At 57.9% G+C, this 18,750-nt stretch carries 16 protein-coding genes and 2 pseudogenes; 9 read left to right on the top strand and 9 right to left on the bottom strand.

From position 1 onward, the window contains the following. Window positions 1–260 precede the first annotated feature (260 nt). Together Q2K57_RS06935 and Q2K57_RS06930 are read left to right on the top strand one after the other, a co-directional pair. Window positions 261–2,108, top strand: coding sequence for a methyl-accepting chemotaxis protein (locus tag Q2K57_RS06935; protein ID WP_304526437.1), 1,848 nt, complete (start codon window positions 261–263; stop codon window positions 2,106–2,108). A gap of 42 nt (window positions 2,109–2,150) precedes the next feature. Beyond that, window positions 2,151–4,256 carry a methyl-accepting chemotaxis protein gene (locus Q2K57_RS06930; protein WP_304526436.1) on the top strand — a complete coding sequence of 702 codons (2,106 nt, stop codon included), beginning with the start codon at window positions 2,151–2,153 and terminating at the stop codon, window positions 4,254–4,256. Window positions 4,257–4,373: 117 nt separating this feature from the next. Here Q2K57_RS06930 and Q2K57_RS06925 read toward each other — a convergent pair whose 3' ends face one another. Next, complete coding sequence (locus tag Q2K57_RS06925) at window positions 4,374–5,300, bottom strand: LysR family transcriptional regulator (protein WP_304526435.1); 927 nt, start codon at window positions 5,298–5,300, stop codon at window positions 4,374–4,376. Window positions 5,301–5,459: 159 nt separating this feature from the next. On the opposite strand from Q2K57_RS06925, the gene Q2K57_RS06920 reads away from it, so the two are divergent. Next, window positions 5,460–6,236 (top strand): ferredoxin--NADP reductase, encoded by a 777-nt coding sequence (locus Q2K57_RS06920; protein ID WP_304526434.1) that lies wholly within the window; start codon window positions 5,460–5,462, stop codon window positions 6,234–6,236. A gap of 243 nt (window positions 6,237–6,479) precedes the next feature. Here the strand turns inward: Q2K57_RS06920 and glnK are convergent, their stop codons facing one another. The 3 genes from glnK to Q2K57_RS06905 all read right to left on the bottom strand — a co-directional run bounded on the left by glnK (window position 6,480) and on the right by Q2K57_RS06905 (window position 8,688). Further along, on the bottom strand, window positions 6,480–6,818 hold the full coding sequence (gene glnK / locus Q2K57_RS06915) for a P-II family nitrogen regulator (RefSeq protein ID WP_092526629.1): 339 nt from the start codon (window positions 6,816–6,818) through the stop codon (window positions 6,480–6,482). Between the two features lie 169 nt (window positions 6,819–6,987). Continuing rightward, window positions 6,988–8,238: an ammonium transporter gene (locus Q2K57_RS06910; protein WP_304526433.1), complete on the bottom strand. Its 1,251-nt coding sequence runs from the start codon at window positions 8,236–8,238 to the stop codon at window positions 6,988–6,990. Window positions 8,239–8,349: 111 nt separating this feature from the next. Further along, window positions 8,350–8,688 (bottom strand): P-II family nitrogen regulator, encoded by a 339-nt coding sequence (locus tag Q2K57_RS06905; protein WP_092526622.1) that lies wholly within the window; start codon window positions 8,686–8,688, stop codon window positions 8,350–8,352. Window positions 8,689–9,038: 350 nt separating this feature from the next. Here Q2K57_RS06905 and Q2K57_RS06900 point away from each other — a divergent pair, with 350 nt between their 5' ends. From Q2K57_RS06900 to Q2K57_RS06880, 5 genes and pseudogenes are all read left to right on the top strand, one after another. Beyond that, complete coding sequence (locus Q2K57_RS06900) at window positions 9,039–9,434, top strand: accessory factor UbiK family protein (protein ID WP_304526432.1); 396 nt, start codon at window positions 9,039–9,041, stop codon at window positions 9,432–9,434. A 93-nt stretch (window positions 9,435–9,527) separates the two neighbouring features. After that, window positions 9,528–10,493, top strand: a pseudogene (locus tag Q2K57_RS06895) (YifB family Mg chelatase-like AAA ATPase); the annotation flags it as partial. Between the two features lie 44 nt (window positions 10,494–10,537). Then, window positions 10,538–12,136 (top strand): recombinase family protein, encoded by a 1,599-nt coding sequence (locus Q2K57_RS06890; RefSeq protein ID WP_304526431.1) that lies wholly within the window; start codon window positions 10,538–10,540, stop codon window positions 12,134–12,136. Window positions 12,137–12,485: 349 nt separating this feature from the next. Further along, window positions 12,486–13,070: a helix-turn-helix domain-containing protein gene (locus Q2K57_RS06885; protein WP_304526430.1), complete on the top strand. Its 585-nt coding sequence runs from the start codon at window positions 12,486–12,488 to the stop codon at window positions 13,068–13,070. A gap of 190 nt (window positions 13,071–13,260) precedes the next feature. After that, window positions 13,261–14,466 carry a plasmid recombination protein gene (locus Q2K57_RS06880; protein WP_304526429.1) on the top strand — a complete coding sequence of 402 codons (1,206 nt, stop codon included), beginning with the start codon at window positions 13,261–13,263 and terminating at the stop codon, window positions 14,464–14,466. Between the two features lie 87 nt (window positions 14,467–14,553). On the opposite strand, the gene Q2K57_RS06875 is transcribed toward Q2K57_RS06880, so the two are convergent. Together Q2K57_RS06875 and Q2K57_RS06870 are read right to left on the bottom strand one after the other, a co-directional pair. After that, window positions 14,554–14,901, bottom strand: a complete 348-nt coding sequence (locus Q2K57_RS06875; protein WP_304526428.1) for a hypothetical protein — start codon at window positions 14,899–14,901, stop codon at window positions 14,554–14,556. A gap of 2 nt (window positions 14,902–14,903) precedes the next feature. Continuing rightward, the gene (locus tag Q2K57_RS06870; protein ID WP_304526427.1) at window positions 14,904–15,191 is read right to left on the bottom strand and encodes a hypothetical protein; all 288 of its coding nucleotides are present in this window, start codon (window positions 15,189–15,191) and stop codon (window positions 14,904–14,906) included. A gap of 106 nt (window positions 15,192–15,297) precedes the next feature. On the opposite strand from Q2K57_RS06870, the pseudogene Q2K57_RS06865 reads away from it, so the two are divergent. Next, window positions 15,298–15,855: pseudogene (locus Q2K57_RS06865) on the top strand (ATP-binding protein); the annotation flags it as partial. 51 nt (window positions 15,856–15,906) lie between these two features. Here Q2K57_RS06865 and Q2K57_RS06860 read toward each other — a convergent pair. From Q2K57_RS06860 to Q2K57_RS06850, 3 genes are all read right to left on the bottom strand, one after another. After that, a complete protein-coding gene (locus tag Q2K57_RS06860; RefSeq protein WP_304526426.1) occupies window positions 15,907–17,004 on the bottom strand; it encodes an aminotransferase class I/II-fold pyridoxal phosphate-dependent enzyme in 1,098 nt (365 codons plus the stop codon). A gap of 114 nt (window positions 17,005–17,118) precedes the next feature. Continuing rightward, window positions 17,119–17,643 carry a hypothetical protein gene (locus Q2K57_RS06855; RefSeq protein WP_304526425.1) on the bottom strand — a complete coding sequence of 175 codons (525 nt, stop codon included), beginning with the start codon at window positions 17,641–17,643 and terminating at the stop codon, window positions 17,119–17,121. Beyond that, window positions 17,640–18,626, bottom strand: a complete 987-nt coding sequence (locus Q2K57_RS06850) for an alpha/beta hydrolase (RefSeq protein WP_304526424.1) — start codon at window positions 18,624–18,626, stop codon at window positions 17,640–17,642. The genes Q2K57_RS06855 and Q2K57_RS06850 overlap by 4 nt, the downstream gene beginning before the upstream one ends. Window positions 18,627–18,750 lie beyond the last annotated feature (124 nt).

Raw genomic sequence — 18,750 nt, 5'->3', positions numbered from 1 at the left:
TTTCCCCTCTCGAATATTGAGGAGTTCACTGCCTCGGCCAGCCATGGCCGGGGCAGTGCACGTTATCGCCTCCTACCCGCCTTTGTCCCTTCAATCCCGTGACCTCGGTCGGCGTGTGTTCACTTCGTCACGAACCCTCATGAGCCTGGCGTGCGGGCTGCACCTAAAGTCGTGTCCGTTGATGCCGATAGGTGGCTGCTAACGGCATGTCATAGAGGCCTGCCTTCGCCCGCCTTTTTCTGAATAGTGAGACTTATTTAATGCTGTCGTCCCTTCGCCTGCGCATCCTGGTGGTCACCTTGGTGGTGGTCGCTCTGGCTCTGGTCATCAACGTTTCGGTCAGCTATTTGACCGTGCAGACTCACAACGAAGAGCAGATCGGCCAACAGCTCGATGCGGTGGCCAATGGTAATGCCCGGGCCATCGAGGAATGGACCAGTGCTCGTGCCGACATGATGGAAGCCGCCCGTGACCCGGTGATGGGCGATGACCCGCGTACTGCCCTGATCCAGTTGGCGGAGTCCGGCGGCTTTCTATCCGCCTATATCGGCCGCCCCGACGGCAGCATCATGACCTCTGACGGCTGGGATGCCCCCGGCGATTTCGATTCGACCACTCGCGGTTGGTATCGCGATGCCGTCGAGCGGGGCGAGACCATCATTTCGCGTCCCTTCGTCGATGCGGTCAGCGGTCAGCAGGTGGTGTCTTTCGCCACCCCGGTCCACAAAGACGGTCGCCTTGCCGGGGTCATCGGCGGCGACGTGGTGATCGATGACTTGATCGCCGAAGTGGCGGCGATCCATCCGACGCCGTCGAGTTTCGCCTTCCTGAGCGTCGATGGTGAGACGCTGATCGCCCACCCCGACGCTGAGCTGACCCAGCAGCCGCTGACGGTGGTCAGTGATGGTCTGACCCCAGAGTTCATCGCGCGGCTGGGGCGCCAGGACGCCACCTGGGAGCCTCTTCGCGTCGACGATAGGGCCAAGCGACTCGCCGTTGCGCCGATTGACGGCACTGACTGGGAACTCGGGGTGGTGTTGGATGAGGATGAGGCCACCGCCGGCCTGCGCGCCATTCTCGAGTCCTCGTTGATCACGCTGGTGATTATCATCGCCGTCACGGCCCTGCTGCTCAGCCTGTGGCTCAAGCGCACTCTCGCCGGCCTGGAGCGTGCCCGGGATGCCCTTGAGGACATTGCCAGCGGCGAGGGCGACCTGACCCGGCGCCTGCCGGAGCAGGGCCGCGATGAAGCGGCGCAGATCGCCGCTGCCTTCAACCGCTTCGTCGGCAAGATGGAGGCGGTGATGGTGACCATCCGCCAGAGCAGCGAATCGGTGCGGGTCGCCGCCACCGAAATCTCGACCGGCGGTCAGGATCTCTCGCGGCGTACCGAGAATGCGGCCTCGAGCCTGCAACAGACTTCGGCCTCGATGGAAGAGATCACCAGCACCGTCGAACACACCGCCGAGTCCTCGCGTCAGGCCAATGGCCTGGCCGAATCGGCGTCCGTGGTCGCTCGCCGCGGCGGCGAAGCGGTCGGCAAGGTAGTCGACACCATGCAGGGCATTCGCGATTCCTCGGCGCAGATCAGCGAGATTGTCACGCTGATGGACGGCATCGCCTTCCAGACCAACCTGCTGGCGCTGAACGCCTCGGTCGAGGCCGCCAGAGCAGGCGAAGATGGTCGCGGTTTCGCGGTGGTGGCCGGCGAAGTACGCCAGCTGGCCGGGCGTAGCGCTGATGCCGCCAAGCAGATCAAGGGCCTGATCGATACCTCCAGCGCCCGCACCGAAGAGGGCGCTGCCCAGGTGCGGGTCGCCGGCGAGACCATGGAGGAGATCGTGCAAAGTGTGGCTCGGGTCACCGATGTGCTGGGCGAGATCACCGCCGCCACCGGCGAGCAGAGCGACGGCATCGGCCAGGTCAACGTGGCGGTGTCGGAGCTTGATCGCATGACCCAGCAGAACGCCGCCCTGGTCGAGGAATCGACCACCGCCGCCGAGCAGTTGAAGGACCAGGCGGACCGCCTCACCGAGGCGGTAGCCGGCTTCACCCTGAGCGAGCAGGCCCAGGCCGACAGCCGTCAGGCCATGCCGCGGTTAGCCTGATGCGTTGAACCGCTGCCTTTTCCCTTGAAGAGAGAAACACTGATGCATTTCAAGTCCTTGCGGTCCTTCGTCACCCTGCTGGTGGGGGCCTGTATCCTGATCGTGGTCGCCGCCTTGGTGAGCTATGCCATGCTGGCCAACTCCCGCTCGCAGGCCCTAGTCGAAGCGCGCACCAGCGAGCTGTTGCGTGACAGCGCCCGTGAACGTCTGCAGGCGCTGGCCGAAGCCCGCAGTCAGGATATCCAGCGCCGGCTCGAGCAGGCACTGCTGCTGGCCGAGCAACTGGCCGACACCAACGCTCTGATGGGCCAGCGCGACCAAGACGGCCAGGCGCGCCTGACCCTTGGCCGCCACGAGCTCTCCAACCTGACGCGCAACCTGGTGGCCGAGAACGCCGACCTGCTGGATGCCTTCATCGGCTGGGAGCCGAATGCCTTTGGCAACGATGCCGTCTTCGCCGGCAAGACCGATGAGGGCTATGACGGCAGCGGGCGCTTCATGCCCTGGTGGTATCGCAACGGCGAGGGCAAGATCGAAGTGTTCCCGCTAGGTGATATGGAAAACGAAGAGCGCGACAACCAGGGCTTGCGCAATGGCGAGTACTACCTGTGCCCTCGGGAGACCGAAAACACGTGCATCATCGACCCTAAATATTATGACTACAACGGCCAAAACATCCTGGTGACCTCCTTCAACGCGCCGGTCATGGTCGATGGCGACTTCCGCGGCGTGGCCGGGGTCGATCTGAGCGTCGACTTCATTCAGGACTGGCTGGTCAAGGCCAATGCCGAGCTGTATGACGGCGCTGGCAGCATGGCGCTGATGGCGTCGCGAGGGCTGATGGTTGGCACTACCGACCATCCGAGCAAGCTTGGGCAGGCCGCAAAGGAAGTGCTCGACGAGACCCTGGTCGGTGAACTCGATGCTGCTCAGCAAGGCGGCAAGCAATATGCCTATAACGCCGAGCGTGAGCGCTTCGAGCTGACCTGGCCCTTCACCATTGGCGGGACCGATGAGACCTGGGTGCTGTCGATTCGCCTGCCCGAGCAGGCGGTGATGGCAGGACTCACCGACCTGCGCGGCCAGCTCGCCGAGCAGCGTCAGGCGGATCTGATCGGTATGGCCCTGATGGGACTGGTGATCGCCCTGCTGGGTCTGTTGGCCAGCTACCTGGTCGGCGGCAGCATCGCCCGGCCGCTTCGCCAGCTCGCGGCAAGAATGGGTGACATCGCTTCCGGCGAAGGTGATCTGACCGCTCGCTTACCGGTGCGGGGGCGCAATGAAACCGCCGAGCTTGCCACCCAGTTCAATGCCTTCGTCGACAAGATGAACGATGTCCTGCTCGACGTGCGCGCTAGCAGCGAATCGGTGCGGATTGCCGCCACCGAAATCGCTGACGGCGGCCAGGATCTCTCCCGGCGCACCGAGAATACTGCCTCCAGCCTGCAGCAGACGTCGGCCTCGATGGAGGAGATCACCAGCACCGTCGAGCACACCGCCGAGTCCTCGCGTCAGGCCAATGGCCTGGCCGAATCGGCCTCTGCGGTCGCGCGCCGCGGCGGCGAAGCGGTCAGCAAGGTAGTCGACACCATGCAGGGCATTCGTGACTCCTCGGCGCAGATCAGCGAGATCGTCAACGTGATGGACGGCATCGCCTTCCAGACCAACCTGCTGGCGTTGAACGCCTCGGTGGAGGCGGCGCGTGCCGGCGAACAGGGCCGCGGCTTCGCGGTGGTGGCGGGCGAGGTGCGAAAGCTGGCGAGTCGCTCGGCCGATGCCGCCAAGCAGATCAAGGGCCTGATCGAGACCTCCACTGTGCGTACCGAGGAGGGCGCTGCCCAGGTGCGGGTCGCCGGCGAGACCATGGAAGAGATCGTGCAAAGCGTGGCACGCGTCGCCGACGTGCTGGGCGAGATCACCGCCGCCACTGGCGAGCAGAGCGACGGCATCGGCCAGGTCAACGTGGCGGTCTCGGAGCTCGATCGCATGACCCAGCAGAACGCCGCCCTGGTCGAGGAATCGACCACGGCCGCCGAGCAGTTGAAAAACGAGTCGGACCGGCTGAGTCAGGTGGTCTCTGGCTTCACCTTGCGCGAGGTCGCTGAACGGCCGGCGCTGGCCTCGCCCGAGAGCGTGACGCGCGGCTGACCCGGACATGCCGGTCTAAGACCTGGTTGTTACTCTTCGAACGGGACCCTATCGCCAGAGCGTCGTGTGATGCCCTGGCGATTAGCGCGTCGCTGATCGGGGGCGGGTTGCAGGGGCTCAGGGCGTCAGGGGCAGCGGAATTTCGTCGCTGCGCTGGATGCCTGCCGTCATCTGTCGACACAGCTTCAGGTATTCGCGCATGCCGGTGGTCAGGTACTTGTGGCGGTGCCAGATGAAGGAAAACTGGCGGCGCAGGTCGAGCTCGGGGGTGGAAAGTTCCACCAGGCTGCCCCGCCTGAAGGCATCGCGCAGCGCCAGGCGCGACACGCAGCCGATGCCAAGTCCTGACTCCACCGCCCGCTTGATGCCCTCGGTGTGCTCGAGCTCCAGCAGAATGTTGAAGCGCCCGCGGCGATGGCGGGCCGCATGCTCAAGCGTCAGGCGGGTGCCCGAGCCTCGCTCGCGCATGATCCAGTCCTCGCGCAGCAGATGACCGATGTCCAGCGCGTCGCTTCCCGCCAGGGGATGATGGGGCGCACAGAACACCACCAGCTCATCCTCCACCCAGGGCTGCATGACTAGCGCCTCGTTCTGGCAGTCGCCCTCGATCAGTCCCAGATCCAGCTCATGCTGGGCCACCCGCTCGATGATGCTGCGGGTGTTGCCCACCTGCAGGCGTACCCGGCTGTCCGGATGTGCCTTGAGGAAGTCGCTGATCAGAAGCGTCGCTAGATAGTTGCCGATGGTCAGGGTGGCGCCGACGTCCAGCGAGCCGATGCCCCGCTGGCCGCGCAGCAGTTCCTCGATTTCCTCGCCGCGGTCGAGCAGCGCTACAGCCTTGGGCAGCAGTTGAAAGCCCAGGGCGTTGAGCTTCAGCCGCTTGCCGATCCGGTCGAGCAGCTGGCAGTCGAACTGGCGCTCGAGCTCGGAGAGCGCGGTGCTGGCGGCCGACTGGGACAGCGCCAGCTCCCGGGCAGCGCGGGATACGCTCTCGTGCTGGGCGACGGCGACGAAGACTTCGAGCTGGCGCAGGGTATAGCGCATGGTCACACTCCGCTGAGTTAATATCGGCATTATAGATAAGTGTTATCCATATAAACCATTTAACAGATAGGTGGCCGATGCTTAGACTTCACTCATTGATCTTTCCGGCGATGTTATTCGTTTTTGGAATACTCGTCTTGAGCATATAAGGAGTCGGTCGTGAGCAAGTTTGCCCTGGAAGAAGTCTTAAGCGTCCATCACTGGAACGATACCCTGTTCAGTTTCAAGACCACCCGCGAGCGTAGCCTGCGCTTCAAGAACGGCCAGTTCGTGATGATCGGTCTTGAGGTCGAAGGCAAACCGCTGATGCGTGCCTATTCCATCGCCAGCCCCAACTACGAGGATCACCTCGAGTTCTTCAGCATCAAGGTGCCCGACGGCCCGCTGACCTCGCGCCTGCAGCACCTTGAGGTCGGCGATCAGATCATGGTCAGCCGCAAGCCTACCGGCACCCTGGTCACCGATGATCTGCTGCCTGGCCGCAACCTCTACCTGCTGTCCACCGGTACCGGCCTTGCACCCTTCATGAGCCTGATCCAGGACCCGGAGGTGTACGAGCGCTTCGAGAAGATCGTGCTGATCCACGGCGTACGTACCGTCAGTGAACTGGCCTACGCCGACTTCATCACCAAGGAGCTGCCTGCACACGAGTACCTGGGCGAAGAGATCGCCGAGAAGCTGGTCTACTACCCCACGGTGACCCGCGAGGCGTTCCATACCCAGGGCCGCCTGACCGACCATATCCGCAGCGGCAAGCTCGCCGAAGATACCGGTCTGCCGCCGCTCGACCCCAAGCAGGACCGCGCCATGATCTGCGGCAGCCCGGCGATGCTGGACGAGTCCAGCGCCCTGCTCGACGATCTGGGCTTCAAGATCTCTCCGCGTCTGGGCGAGCCCGGCGACTACGTGATCGAGCGTGCTTTCGTTGAGAAATAAGCCGGAGCCCGGGCTTCGTCGGGAGCTGTAAGCCATAAGCTTGAAGCTGGAAAAAAACCGCCCCCAGGCGCATGCGTCTGGGGGCGGTGCTGTTTATGCTGGCTTCGAGCTTCGAGCTTCGAGCTTCGAGCTTCGAGCTTCGAGCTTCGAGCTTCGAGCTTCGAGCTTCGAGCTTCGAGCTTCGAGCTTCGAGCTTCGAGCTTCGAGCTTCGAGCTTCGAGCTTCGAGCTTCGAGCTTCGAGCTTAGACCGCGTCCTTGTCGGTCTCGCCGGTACGGATACGAATGACCTGCTCCAGCGGCGAGATGAAGATCTTGCCATCGCCGATCTTACCGGTGTTGGCCACCTGGGTGATGGAATCGATCACCTGCTCGGCCATGGCGTCGTCTACCGCCACTTCGAGCTTCACCTTGGGCAGGAAGTCGACCACGTACTCGGCGCCACGGTACAGCTCGGTGTGGCCTTTCTGGCGGCCGAAGCCTTTGACCTCGGTGACGGTAATGCCCTGCACGCCGATCTCGGAAAGCGCTTCCCGTACGTCGTCGAGCTTGAACGGCTTGATGATGGCGGTCACCAGCTTCATGGTCATTCTCCTTGTATTCGTTGGTACGGGAGCGTCGTGATTCCCGGTGCGGGGCGCGACGCGGCATATCCCGCGAACATGCCCTCAAGCATACACCGCACCGAGCGGGAATAAAAAAGGCCCCCGTTAGGGGGCCAGGGGAGCACGCCAGCTCACTCGGTGTGTCGCCTCACTTCTTGGCGACGTAAAACTCGGGGTAGGCTTCCAGGCCACACTCGGCCAGGTCGACGCCTTCGTATTCTTCTTCTTCGCTGACTCGTACACCCATGATGGCCTTGAGGATCAGCCACACCACCAGGCTTGCCAGGAAGACCCAGGCGAAGATGCCGGCGATGCCAATGATCTGAGCACCGAAGGAGGCACCGTCGTTGGACAGCGGCACGGCCAGGACGCCCCAGATGCCGACCACACCGTGCACTGAAATGGCGCCGACCGGGTCATCGAGCTTCAGTTTGTCGAGGCTGACGATGGATACCACCACGATCAGGCCGCCGATGGCACCGATGAAGGCGGAGCCCAGCGCGGAGGGCGACAGCGGATCGGCGGTGATGGCCACCAGGCCAGCGAGGGCGCCGTTCAGTGCCATGGTCAGGTCGGCCTTGCGGAACCACAGCTTGGCCAGGATCAGAGCAGCGATCACGCCGCCAGCCGCCGCGGCGTTGGTGTTGACGAACACCTGAGCCACGTTGTTGGCGGAAGTGGCGTCGGACAGCTTCAGCTCAGAGCCGCCGTTAAAGCCGAACCAGCCCATCCACAGGATAAAGGTACCCAGGGTCGCCAGCGGCAGGTTGGCACCGGGGATGGCGTAGATAGAGCCGTCCTTGCCGTATTTGCCCTTACGCGGTCCCAGTACGATCACGCCAGCGAGTGCTGCCGCAGCACCGGCCAGGTGCACGATGCCGGAACCGGCGTAGTCGGAGTAACCGACCTCGGAAAGCCAGCCGCCGCCCCAGGTCCAGTAGCCGGACACCGGATAGATGAAGCCGGTCATGACCACAGCGAAGGCCAGGAAGGCCCACAGCTTCATGCGCTCGGCGACGGCACCCGAGACGATGGACATGGCGGTTGCCACGAACACCACTTGGAAGAAGAAGTCGGAACGCATGGAGTAGTAGGGCGCGTCGTCACCGCCTGCGGTGATGGCGTCCAGGGTGTTTTCGCTACCGATCAGGAAGCCCAGGTTCGGCAGGAAACCGCCGGCGCTGCTGGAATACATGATGTAGTAGCCGACCACCAGGTACATGGTGCAGGCGATCGCGAACAGGACCACGTTCTTGGTCAGGATTTCGGCGGTGTTCTTGGAACGGACCAGGCCGGCTTCAAGCATCGCGAAGCCAGCGGCCATCCACATCACCAGCACGCCGCAGATGAGGAAGTAGAAGGTATCGAGCGCGTAAGTCAGCTCTGAAAGTTCGATCATAGGGTACTCTCCTGGGCCAGCGCTGCCTTGTGTCGTTGTGACGCTGACGGTGGTACTCGCGTTATAGGGTTAGGTTGTTATGTAAAGGGCCCTGCGTCGGGTCGCTGCGGATCAGACCGCGTCGGCACCACGCTCGCCGGTACGGATGCGGATCACATCCTCCAGTGGGGTGACGAACAGCTTGCCATCGCCAATCTTGCCGCTATTGGCGGCGTTGCGAATGGCCTCGAGAACGCTTTCAAGACGTGAATCATCGACGGCGATCTCGACCTTGACCTTGGGCAGGAAGTCGACGACGTATTCGGCGCCGCGATAGAGCTCGGTATGGCCCTTCTGGCGGCCGAAGCCCTTGACCTCGGTCACCGTGATGCCCTGGACGCCGTTGTCGGCCAGCGCCTCGCGGACATCGTCGAGCTTGAACGGCTTGATGATGGCAGTGATGAGTTTCATTCCGTGTCTCCCACTGGAAGGGGTTGTCGTTGGCGTGCTTTCGCTTTCTTGGTGATGCGTAACTAAGGCTTAGCGCATAGCGTGCCAATCCCGATTTAATTCAAGTAAATCAGAAAGATGTGAGGTTGTTGTGAGTCTAAGAAGAAATGACTTCGCAATGCAGCATGTATTTGCGCACTAATTTGGTGCCAATGCCTCCCGACGGTGCGCTTGCAGGGTGCATTGAACGCTCAGCGGGGCGGTGCACCAAGAGAGTGAAGTGCTGGAGGGGACGTAGAGTGCATGCGTGATCGCCGTGCCTTGCGTATCCTGTAAAAAGCCATCGACATTGACCGACAGGAGTGCGACCCATGGTGACGAACGATCGTATCAGCCGTCTGGCCCAGCAGCTCGGCGAGCGCCTGCAGGGCGCCTCCCATGCCCCCGAGGAGCTGCAGCGCAGCGTTCAACAGGTAGTGCGCAGCGCCTTCGATCGCATGGAACTGGTGACCCGCGAGGACTTCGACATCCTGATGGATGTACTGCAGCGCACCCGCTCGCGGGTCGAATCGCTGGAGAAACAGGTCGCAGCGCTGGAGGCCGCCATCGAACGCGATACCTCGGCGTCTACCAAAACGCCGCTGGCGGCCGAAGCCGCAGAGGTTGCCCCTGAGGCGCTGGATGAGTCGCCGGCCGACGAAGCAACCCCGAGTGACGACAAGGCGGCTAAATCGTCCGCTGACAAGAAGGCCCCGGGCCAGCATTGAGACCAGGCGCGCGTTGAGTCGGGAGTCAGCGACAGGCGGGCGTTATCTGCGCTAGTGTCTAGGAGACGACACTGAGCTACGCAAGGAACGCGTATGACACTGGCGATCATCTCGAGCCGGGCGAGCCTCGGCCTCGAGGCCCCCGAGGTGCTGGTTGAAGTACATCTGGCCAACGGCTTGCCGGGCCTGACTCTGGTCGGCCTGCCGGAGACGGCGGTTAAGGAAAGCCGCGAACGGGTGCGCAGCGCCCTGGTCAATTCCCAGCTTGAGTTTCCCACCACGCGGCGCATCACCCTCAATTTGGCGCCTGCCGACCTGCCCAAGGAAGGCGGGCGCTTCGATCTGCCGATCGCGCTGGGCATCCTGGTGGCCTCCGGCCAGCTGCCCGCCGAATCTCTGACCGATCTGGAATGCCTCGGCGAGTTGGCCCTCGACGGCCGCTTGCGCCCGGTGCCCGGGGTGCTGCCGGTGGCGCTTGCCACGCGGGCACGGGGCCGCAAGCTGATTGTGCCCCGCGCCAATGCCGATGAGGCAGCGCTGGTGAGCGGCCTTGAGGTACTGCCCGCCGACCATCTGTTAGAGGTGGTGGCGCACCTGGTGAAGCAGACACCGCTGACGCCCCATCGCCTATCAAGCCCATTGCCCCCCGCGGTTGTCAGCGCCGATCTTTCCGAGGTCCGCGGTCAGCATCAGGCGCGCCGAGCCCTCGAGGTGGCCGCCGCTGGCGGGCATAACCTGATGTTTGCGGGCCCGCCCGGTACCGGCAAGACCATGCTGGCCAGCCGCCTGCCGGGTATTCTGCCGGCACTTTCCGAAGACGAGGCACTGGAGGTGGCGGCGATTCGCTCGGTATGCGGGCTTGGCCTGCGCGAACACTGGGGTCAGCGGCCCTTTCGCGCGCCTCACCACACGGCCAGCGCCGTGGCATTGGTCGGCGGTGGCTCGAAGCCGCGACCCGGCGAAATCTCGCTTGCGCATCACGGCGTGCTGTTTCTGGATGAGCTGCCGGAATTTTCCCGCCATGTACTCGAAGTGATGCGCGAACCCATGGAGAGCGGTGGGTGTTATAGTCAAACAAATTGACTGGCTAGAGCACCCTACCAATGACCAAGGCAATCGCATACGTCCGCTACTCCTCAGCCATCCAGTCCAAGGGCGACAGCATAGAAAGGCAGAGAAGCCCCCTAGAAGCCTTTGAGAGCCGTTTCAATGTGAAAGTCGCTGAAATCTACACGGATGAAGGCATATCGTCTTATAGGGGCGATAACATCAAGAAGGGGCGATTTTCAGAGATACTTGAAAAAATTGACAATCAAGAAATCAAGGCGGGTGATTTTCTTGTCATAGAAAGTATTGACCGCATTAGCAGGCAGGCACTCAATAAAACCGCTGATATTCTTCAGGAAATACTTAAAAAAGGAGTTAAAATATACACAACAATAGATCAACGGCTTTATAGCTATGAAGATGAAGAAAGAGACTTGGAAAACTATTTAATGATTGGCTTAATCGCCAAACGGGCTAATGAAGAAAGCGAAACGAAAAGCAAACGTCGCCGTTCAGCTTGGAATAAAGCAAAGAGGTTAGCAGAAGAAGGGAAGGTTTTTAATACGAAGCAAAACACACCCTACGGGCTAGAAGTTGTGGATGGGAAGTTTTCTATAGTTGAAGAAGAGGCTAAAGAAATCCGCTTCATTATAGAAAACCTGAAGTATGAAGGTGCCGGCCAGTCGGTAAGGAAAGTTAACGAGTGGTCAAAAAGAAAATGGCAAAGCAGGCATATCGACCACTTAATGAAAAACCAATATATTAGAGGTGCTTATAGGGCACAGCGAAGGATTGATGGAAAAAAGGTTCACGAGCGATATATAGAGAACTATTACCCAAAGATCGTTAGCGATTCCGAGTTTTATGAAGCAAAAAAGGCAATGGAGAGCAGGAGGGTAAAAGTTGAGTATGGCAATAAGTCGATTGGAAATCTGAACATATTCAAGCACTGTATTAAATGTGCCAACTGTGGCTCCACTATGATTTTTATGAAAAATAGGAATCCAAGGGGTGTTTGGTATAGCTATTATCAGTGTGAAACAAGGAAAGAAAAAAAGGCTGGATGCGAAGAGCAGTTCATCAGGGCTGAATATGTCCTCAGTATGTTCTTGGCAGAGTTAGAGCTCCGGCTGGAATACAAGAAAGATATAAACGAAAAAGACAAGCTAATTTATGAGATTATGAGGCCGAAAGAAAAGGAAGAAGACATAGAGCTGTTTAATAGGAAGAAAGAAGAGCTTTCAAAGAATATATCGATACTTTCAAATCTAGAAAAAACAGCAGATGAGCTTGAAGGTAAAGCACCAACTTATTTATTCAAAAAAATGGCAACTATCGAAGAAGAAGTTGAGAGGCTAAAGGCTGATTTAAACAGAATGGATGTTCAGAGAAAAGAAAGCTTGAATGTATATTCATTTAATGAGCTTTTAGATATGGTTTATACAGAAAAAGGAAGGTTGAAAATCAACAAGTTTTTAAAAGACGTTGGAGTAAAACTATACGTCAAACATATCAAAAAATACAGAGCTGTTGAAATGGCGATATATATCAATGAAACACGGTATGCTTTTGAAGTCGGCAGGTTTAAACTCAGGGGAAACGAGACACTAGAAAAATACAAGATAAACAACTTGGCTGACTATATAAACAATTAAAACTTCTTGGTTCAATAACTAGGTGGCGAAGCCACCGCATAGGATTAAAAACAAAAAAGAGCCGAAGGCTTCATGTGGTTTTCAACAAAAAATGTGGCAGATTCACCAAGCCTATAGAATATAGAAAGATTTCGCTGTCATATTCTAAGCACTTTTACTTTATAAATGACGTCATTACTTACCGTACACGGTAACTTTAATTACCGTATATGGTAACCCAGATACCGTACACGGTAATTATTTAATATTAGATTTAAAAAATATACATTATATGGTATAATATTAGGCACAAAAAAGGAGCTCTGCCAAAGCTCCCGGTAATAACCACCAATAATGAGGATATTATATCATGGAACAAAGGAAAAAGGGAAGTTTTTTTCACGAAAACGGAAAAGTCTATTATGAAGATGAGTTTGGAGAGGTTTATGAGCAGGAGGTAATTCAAAAATCTAAACCGCAAGGAAACGACTTCAAGAGAAATCTAAGTAATAACCAAGATTACTATCTCAAGCTAGTAATGGATGATATGGCGAGAGAAGAAAAAATAAAAAAGAAATGCGATGAAATAAGGGAGAGTTCGACAATGAGCGAAAAAGAAAAGAAGACAGCTATACAAAGAGTTATAGACTCTAATCTTCAGAAAGCAGATTTAATTATTTTACTGTATTTGATTGGCAAGGCTGACTATGGCAACTATGTAAAGATGTCGCAAAAAGAGATTGCCGAGAAGCTGAATAAAAAACAACCACACATCAGTAGGTCAATTAAGAAACTACGAGAGTATGGATTCTTGTCTACACAGTATAAAGGTATCAGGTTGCATTTAGATTTGGCTTGGAAGGGCCATGGCTACAAGCACAAGATGGAAAAGGCGATGGAAGAAATGGAGAGTAAGGCGGATGTCAATATTCCCGACAACAATGGTCTCGCATAAGTATGTTAGAATATAATGAGCTTCATTGTATAGCTCACTATACAATGAAGCTTAACGGCTTCGCCTACTTCATTGTGTGAGCTCTGCCGAGGGCTATGATGCTATCGCATCAATGCTTGCTCCGCAAGCATATTAGTTATTGAAGAGAGAGCCTTAAATGGAATGGATTTAATCAAAAGGAGATTTGGAAATGAGCAACAAGGTATTTGTAAATATAAAGAAAAGGAAAAACTATGGTGAGCTAAAAAAGCTATTCAAGCATAATAGGCGACTAAGTGATGAAGGGAAGTTGGAGGTTCACACTAGGGATAGAGTTAAAAGCACAAAGGAACTAAAAAGTAAAATAATAATACTTCACAGAGCTTATAAAGAAGAGTTTGAGCAAAAAGCTGACTACAATCAGCTTATAGCTAGAAAGTTCAAAGAAAACAAAGTCAAGCCTAGGAATAACTCCGTAATTGCCGCCACTGCTGTTTTAAGTGCTTCCTCGCCAGTGTTTAGGCCAGATTATGAGAATGGCGATCCTGATGGGGCTGGTAAATACGATGAAGAAAGGGTTGAAAAGTTTAAAAAAGCTGCCAAGAAGTTCGCATTTAAAACCTTCGGGGAGGACAATATAATCTCAATGGAGCTTCATTTATCCGAAACAACCCCGCATATACACTTAACCTTTGTTCCGATTGTTGAGAAAGAGGTTAAAGTTAGAGAAACAAAGAAGCAAAAGTTGGCGAGGGAAGAGAGGGGGGAGCCAAAGCCCACTAAGGTCGTTAAGTCGTTGTCTGCTAGAGATATGCTTAACAAAAAACTATTTAATGAATTGCAAGAAAGTTTCTCTGATTTCTGCAAGGCTGAAGGGTTGGATGTTGCTCCAGGTGAAAAAAAGGAATTTACACAAGCAAAGCATACAGAAACCGATGAGTATGCTAGAAGAGTCCATCAAGCATTAAATAATGAAATAGAGGTTGAAAATGTCGAGAGGCCGAAAGATGTAAATATATATGGCTTCAAAATGCCAAAACCAAAGAAGTTTGAAGGTGCTTCTCATTATAAAGAGAGATGCGGTAAACTTATAGAAGAAATGGTTGAGGAGCAAATAGGGGAAGACTTCAAGATATTTTCAGAAGAGGCAAACTATAGCTTAAATGAACAATACAAGACAATATCAGTTCTAGCCGAAGAGCTGAAATTACAAAAAGAGAAAAACGAGAAGTTGGTTCAAGTAAATAAAGAGTTTAGCGACAAAATCAGCGAGCTAACAAATGGTGCGGGTTTGGCTGATAAAATCATAAAAGATATAGATGCCGAGCATGTCCTTGAAATGCCTGACTCCTGCGATGATGTGCTAGGGAGAATCAAGCCAAAAAAGGCTCGTAGGCCCGAAACCCCAGTTGCATGACCATACCTACTCATGTTGACAGATACGAGCTCATAAGCCGTTTTGGGCCGTTCTGGGCTGGGTTGTATCGAGAGGCATTTAATTGGGTTAAAGGTATGATTTTTCAAAGTCATCAAAGTTAAGTGCTACTTCCTCGTTAATCAAGAACTCTAGCAATTGAAGCTGGGCTCTAGCTCTTTCCATCCTATTGAGAGATTTTGATATTTGCATATTCTTGATAAGTTCGCGAGTAACAACATGTCTTGGGTGCTTTTTTAGGGTTTCAATCCATTTTTCAACCTTTCTCTCATAGAGTTCTCTCTTATGCTTTGGCAGACTGTCAATACCTCCACCCGCACCTATAAAGTTATATTTATGTGATTCCGAAAGGTCGACAAAAAAGTTGGTGAGTTTAGTAAGGGTATTGCCCAGAATTAAATCAGAAATAATACCCATTGTTAGGCCTCGTCTTTAGCCAGTATTCTTTTTTTTATAATCAGGTGTTTTGTGTAGTAAATAATACCAGCATGAATGCTGTGAGCGATGATGCCAGCGAAGAACACTGCCCCCATGATATCCGCTGGGATGTTTCTTCCAGATAATTGAACAACGATAATTGTCAAAACCGAAGCAGTCGCACCTGATATTACAATCCCCCACTTTGATTTTATGAACAACACCATTACCCCGGCCATGAAAAAGCCAACTATATCTAAAAGTTTTGCAACAAATAGTGCCATCAACATCGCTTCACTCCGAAAAATCACTGTTAAGTGGATATTACACATGGTGGATTAGAATTGTCATCTATTTGGTTGAACCTTCAGGACATATGTTTGGCAAAAACCCCTACCCTTCGAGTCCGGACAGATTCATATCGCCAGGGCCAGCCAGCAGCGCAGCTACCCGGCCGGCTTCCAGCTGGTCGCGGCCATGAATCCTTGCCCCTGCGGCTATCTCGGCGACCCGCGACGGGCCTGCCACTGCACCGCCGCGCAGATTCAGCGCTATCAGGGGCGGCTGTCCGGCCCGCTGCTCGATCGTATCGACCTGCAGGTAGAGGTGCCGGCGCTGGCGCCTGAACAGCTGACATCAAGGGAGACCGGCGAGGATTCGGCCACGGTGCGCGCGCGGGTGATCGCCGCCCGCGCCCGACAGGCCGAGCGCGGTGCCCTCAACACCCATCTGCCGGGGCGCGAACTGGAAGCCGCCTGTGCTCTGGAAGCCGCCGACCGCGCCTGGCTTGCCAGCGTGCTCGAGCGGCTGTCGCTCTCGGCGCGTGCCTATCACCGGGTGCTGCGGGTGGCGCTGACGCTTGCCGATCTCGCCGGCGAACCGCGCCCCGGGCGGGCCGAGCTGATGGAAGCGATCGGCTTTCGCCAGCTCGACCGGCTCTTGAAGCGCGGCTAACCAAGGGGCCAGCCAGCGGGGCAGGGCCGACCCTGGGCGACAGGAGGCGTCTCAGCCGTTGGCCAGGGCCTCTTCCAGCGCGGCCAGGCGGCCGGGTACCAAGGCGTCCTCGACGGCGCTGATGCGCAGCACATGGCCAAGCGCCGGATGCGGGGGGCGGTGGATCAGGCTACCGGCGGCGAGCAGCTCGCCGTGTACTCGACCGGCCAGCTCGGCATCGGGCAGGCGCACGGCGATGAAGTTGGTGGCGCTGGGCAGCACTTCGGCGCCGAGTCCGCGCAGGTGTGCGGCCAGGCGCTCGCGGCGCGCGATCACCGCCTCGATATGCTCGCGGGTCTCGTCCGGGTGGTCGAGCAGGGTCTCGGCGGCGGCCTCGGCAAGCGATGACACCGCATAGTGGATGCGGACCTTCATCAGCATCTCGAGGGTCTCGGCCTCGGCGAGGGCGTAACCGATGCGTAGCCCAGCCAGACCGTGGGCCTTGGAGAAGGTGCGCACGCGGATCACCCCGGGCAGCACGGCGTGTCGTGCCGCATCATCGCGGAAGTCGTGATAGGCCTCGTCGAGCAGCAGGGTGCAGGTCTCGGGCAAGGCGTTGCGCAGCGCGGCGATGGCGTCATCATCGTGCAGGTGGCCGCCCGGATTGTCGGGATTGGCCAGATACACGAGCCGCGCGTCTTCGCGTGTTGCGGCATCGGCCAGGGCCTCTAGGTCCGGGGCGAGCAGCCCCGGCGCTTCCTGATAGCGGGTCTCGATGATTCGACAGCCCTGACCGGCGGCAAAGTAGCCGAAGGTCGGGTAGCTGCCGGCGCTGGTCACCACCGTGGTGCCGGCGGGAGCCACGGCGCGCAGCGCAAGCGCCAGCAGGCTGTCGGCGCCGGCATCGACCAGCAGGTTGTCCAGATCAACATTGAGCGCTGAGGCGAGTCGCGTGCGCACGCCCATGGCGCCTGCGTCGCCGTAGCCGCGGGCCAGCTCGCTGAGCGCCGCGCCGAAGCGGGCCTCGAGCGCCCGGTGCGGCATATCCAGGCCCTCGTTGGAGCCCAGTCGGTGGGGAATCTCGCGGCCCAGGCGGCGCTCCAGCGCCTTGATCCCCGGGAAGGGGTTGGCGGGGCCGTCGCGGTAGAGGTGATCGGCGAAGCGGGGCATGCGGGCTCTCCTTACAAGCGATAGCACGATTGTGGCGCCAGAGGAGGAGCGACTCAACTGTGCAGGCCCAGGCAGTGAGGCTGGCTTCGATAGTCCGTTTGAGAGTTCGAGAGCTTAGAGCGCGGTGGTGTCGAAGGCGCCGCTTACCATCCGCTGCCAACGGATCTCGTCATCGCCCGGGTGGCGCAGCGCGAGGGTCAGCCGGTAGGGCAGCAGGTCCCGATCCGAGAGGGTCAGCCTGGGGCCATCGGGTTCGAGGCGGCTCTCCAGCAGCCAGAGATTGGCGTTATCGCTTTCGCGCGTGGTCATGCTTGGCATCCAGTCGAGCACCTGAGGGCCCTGGGGGGCGGCCAACAGGGCTCGCGACAGGCTCTCGCCAAAGCGCTCCGGGGTAATGCCGAGGCTGGCGTCGACCTGAGTCTCGCCCAGTAGCAGCACGATGTCCTGTCCTGCGCTGGTATCGGCCTGCGACCAGGCCGGCTGGGCCAGCACCAGCGCGGCGGCGCGATCGCTGAGCCCCAGCAGTGCCTGGCGCAGTGTCGGGGGCGCCTCGGGCGTGCTGGCGCAGCCGGCCATCAGCCAGAGTATGGCCAGAACCGCCAGGCACGCTTTCTGAGTGGGGCAGGTGAGGTATCTCATACCGAGGGTTCCTGGGTCACGGCGGGGCTCGTCTCGAACTGGGCCAGGAAGGTCTCGAGCTCGGCAAACATGCTCTGACGGATTTCCTCGGCTTCATTGACTAGGTGATGACGCGCTTCGGGGTGGCGGTGGACGATGGCGCGCGGAAACTTGCCGCGCAGCACCTCGAGGTTCCACTGCCAGTCGACGGTCAGGTCCTGCTCGCCCTGCAGGATCAGCACGGGCAGCTCGCTGGGGGGCAGCGCCAGCAGGCGCGGCATCCAGCGGCGCATGGCGTTGATCCAGCTTACCGGCAGGCGATCGGGCTGCAGGGGGTCACTCTCCTTGAGGAAGGTAGTGAAGTCGCTGTCGGTGGAGTTGGGGTTGAAGCGCCTTGGCAGGCTGCGCAGAAAGGGGCCGGCGAGCAGGTGCAGCCAGCTCGACTGCGACCAGCCGAAGGGCCGGACCAGTGGCGCCAGCAGGGCGAGCCCCGCCCAGTGACTGTCGGGCCCCTGGCGCAGGGCATCGGTGGCAAGAATCGCCGCGCCGGTGCTCTGGCCGATGCCGATCCAGGGCTGTGGCGCCAGACCGCGATTTGAGAGATGGTCCTGCAATGCACGCAAGCACAGCCCGTAGTCGTCGAAATCCTCGATGGTGGCCCGGGGGCCGCTGGACAGGCCATGGCCGGGCAGGTCCCACATCACGACTCGCCAGCCGCGCTCGAGCAGCAGGGCCAGCAGGTGGCGGTAGAGTCCTAGATGATCGAAGTAGCCATGCACCACGAAGGCCGTGCCCTTGGGTTCGGCGGGGCTCCATACCTGGGCCCAGAGACGAAAGTTTCCGGCCTCGATGAAACCCACGTGCAGGCCGACCTGGTCGGCGAGCAGCGGCGACAGCTGGTAATGCTCGAGATATCGGCCGAGGGTCCCGGCATGAGGTGGGCCGCCGGGGGCACCTGTGCGTTCCATCGGCCCAAGCGCCTGCAGTGATGCGAAGTCGGTCATCAATCTCTCCCTAGTGCTCACATGCTAGCGCTAGCGGGGGGCACAAGCCATATTTGTAAACGACGGTTCTCATCATTTGGTCGAGGAGTTGACGACGCCCGACGAAATATGGGATAGCATCAGC

The sequence above is a fragment of the Halomonas sp. I5-271120 genome, from assembly GCF_030553075.1.
Classification (GTDB): domain Bacteria; phylum Pseudomonadota; class Gammaproteobacteria; order Pseudomonadales; family Halomonadaceae; genus Onishia; species Onishia taeanensis_A.
The sequence above is the reverse complement of the archived record's forward strand: the minus strand, read 5'-3'. Positions and strand labels throughout refer to the sequence as shown.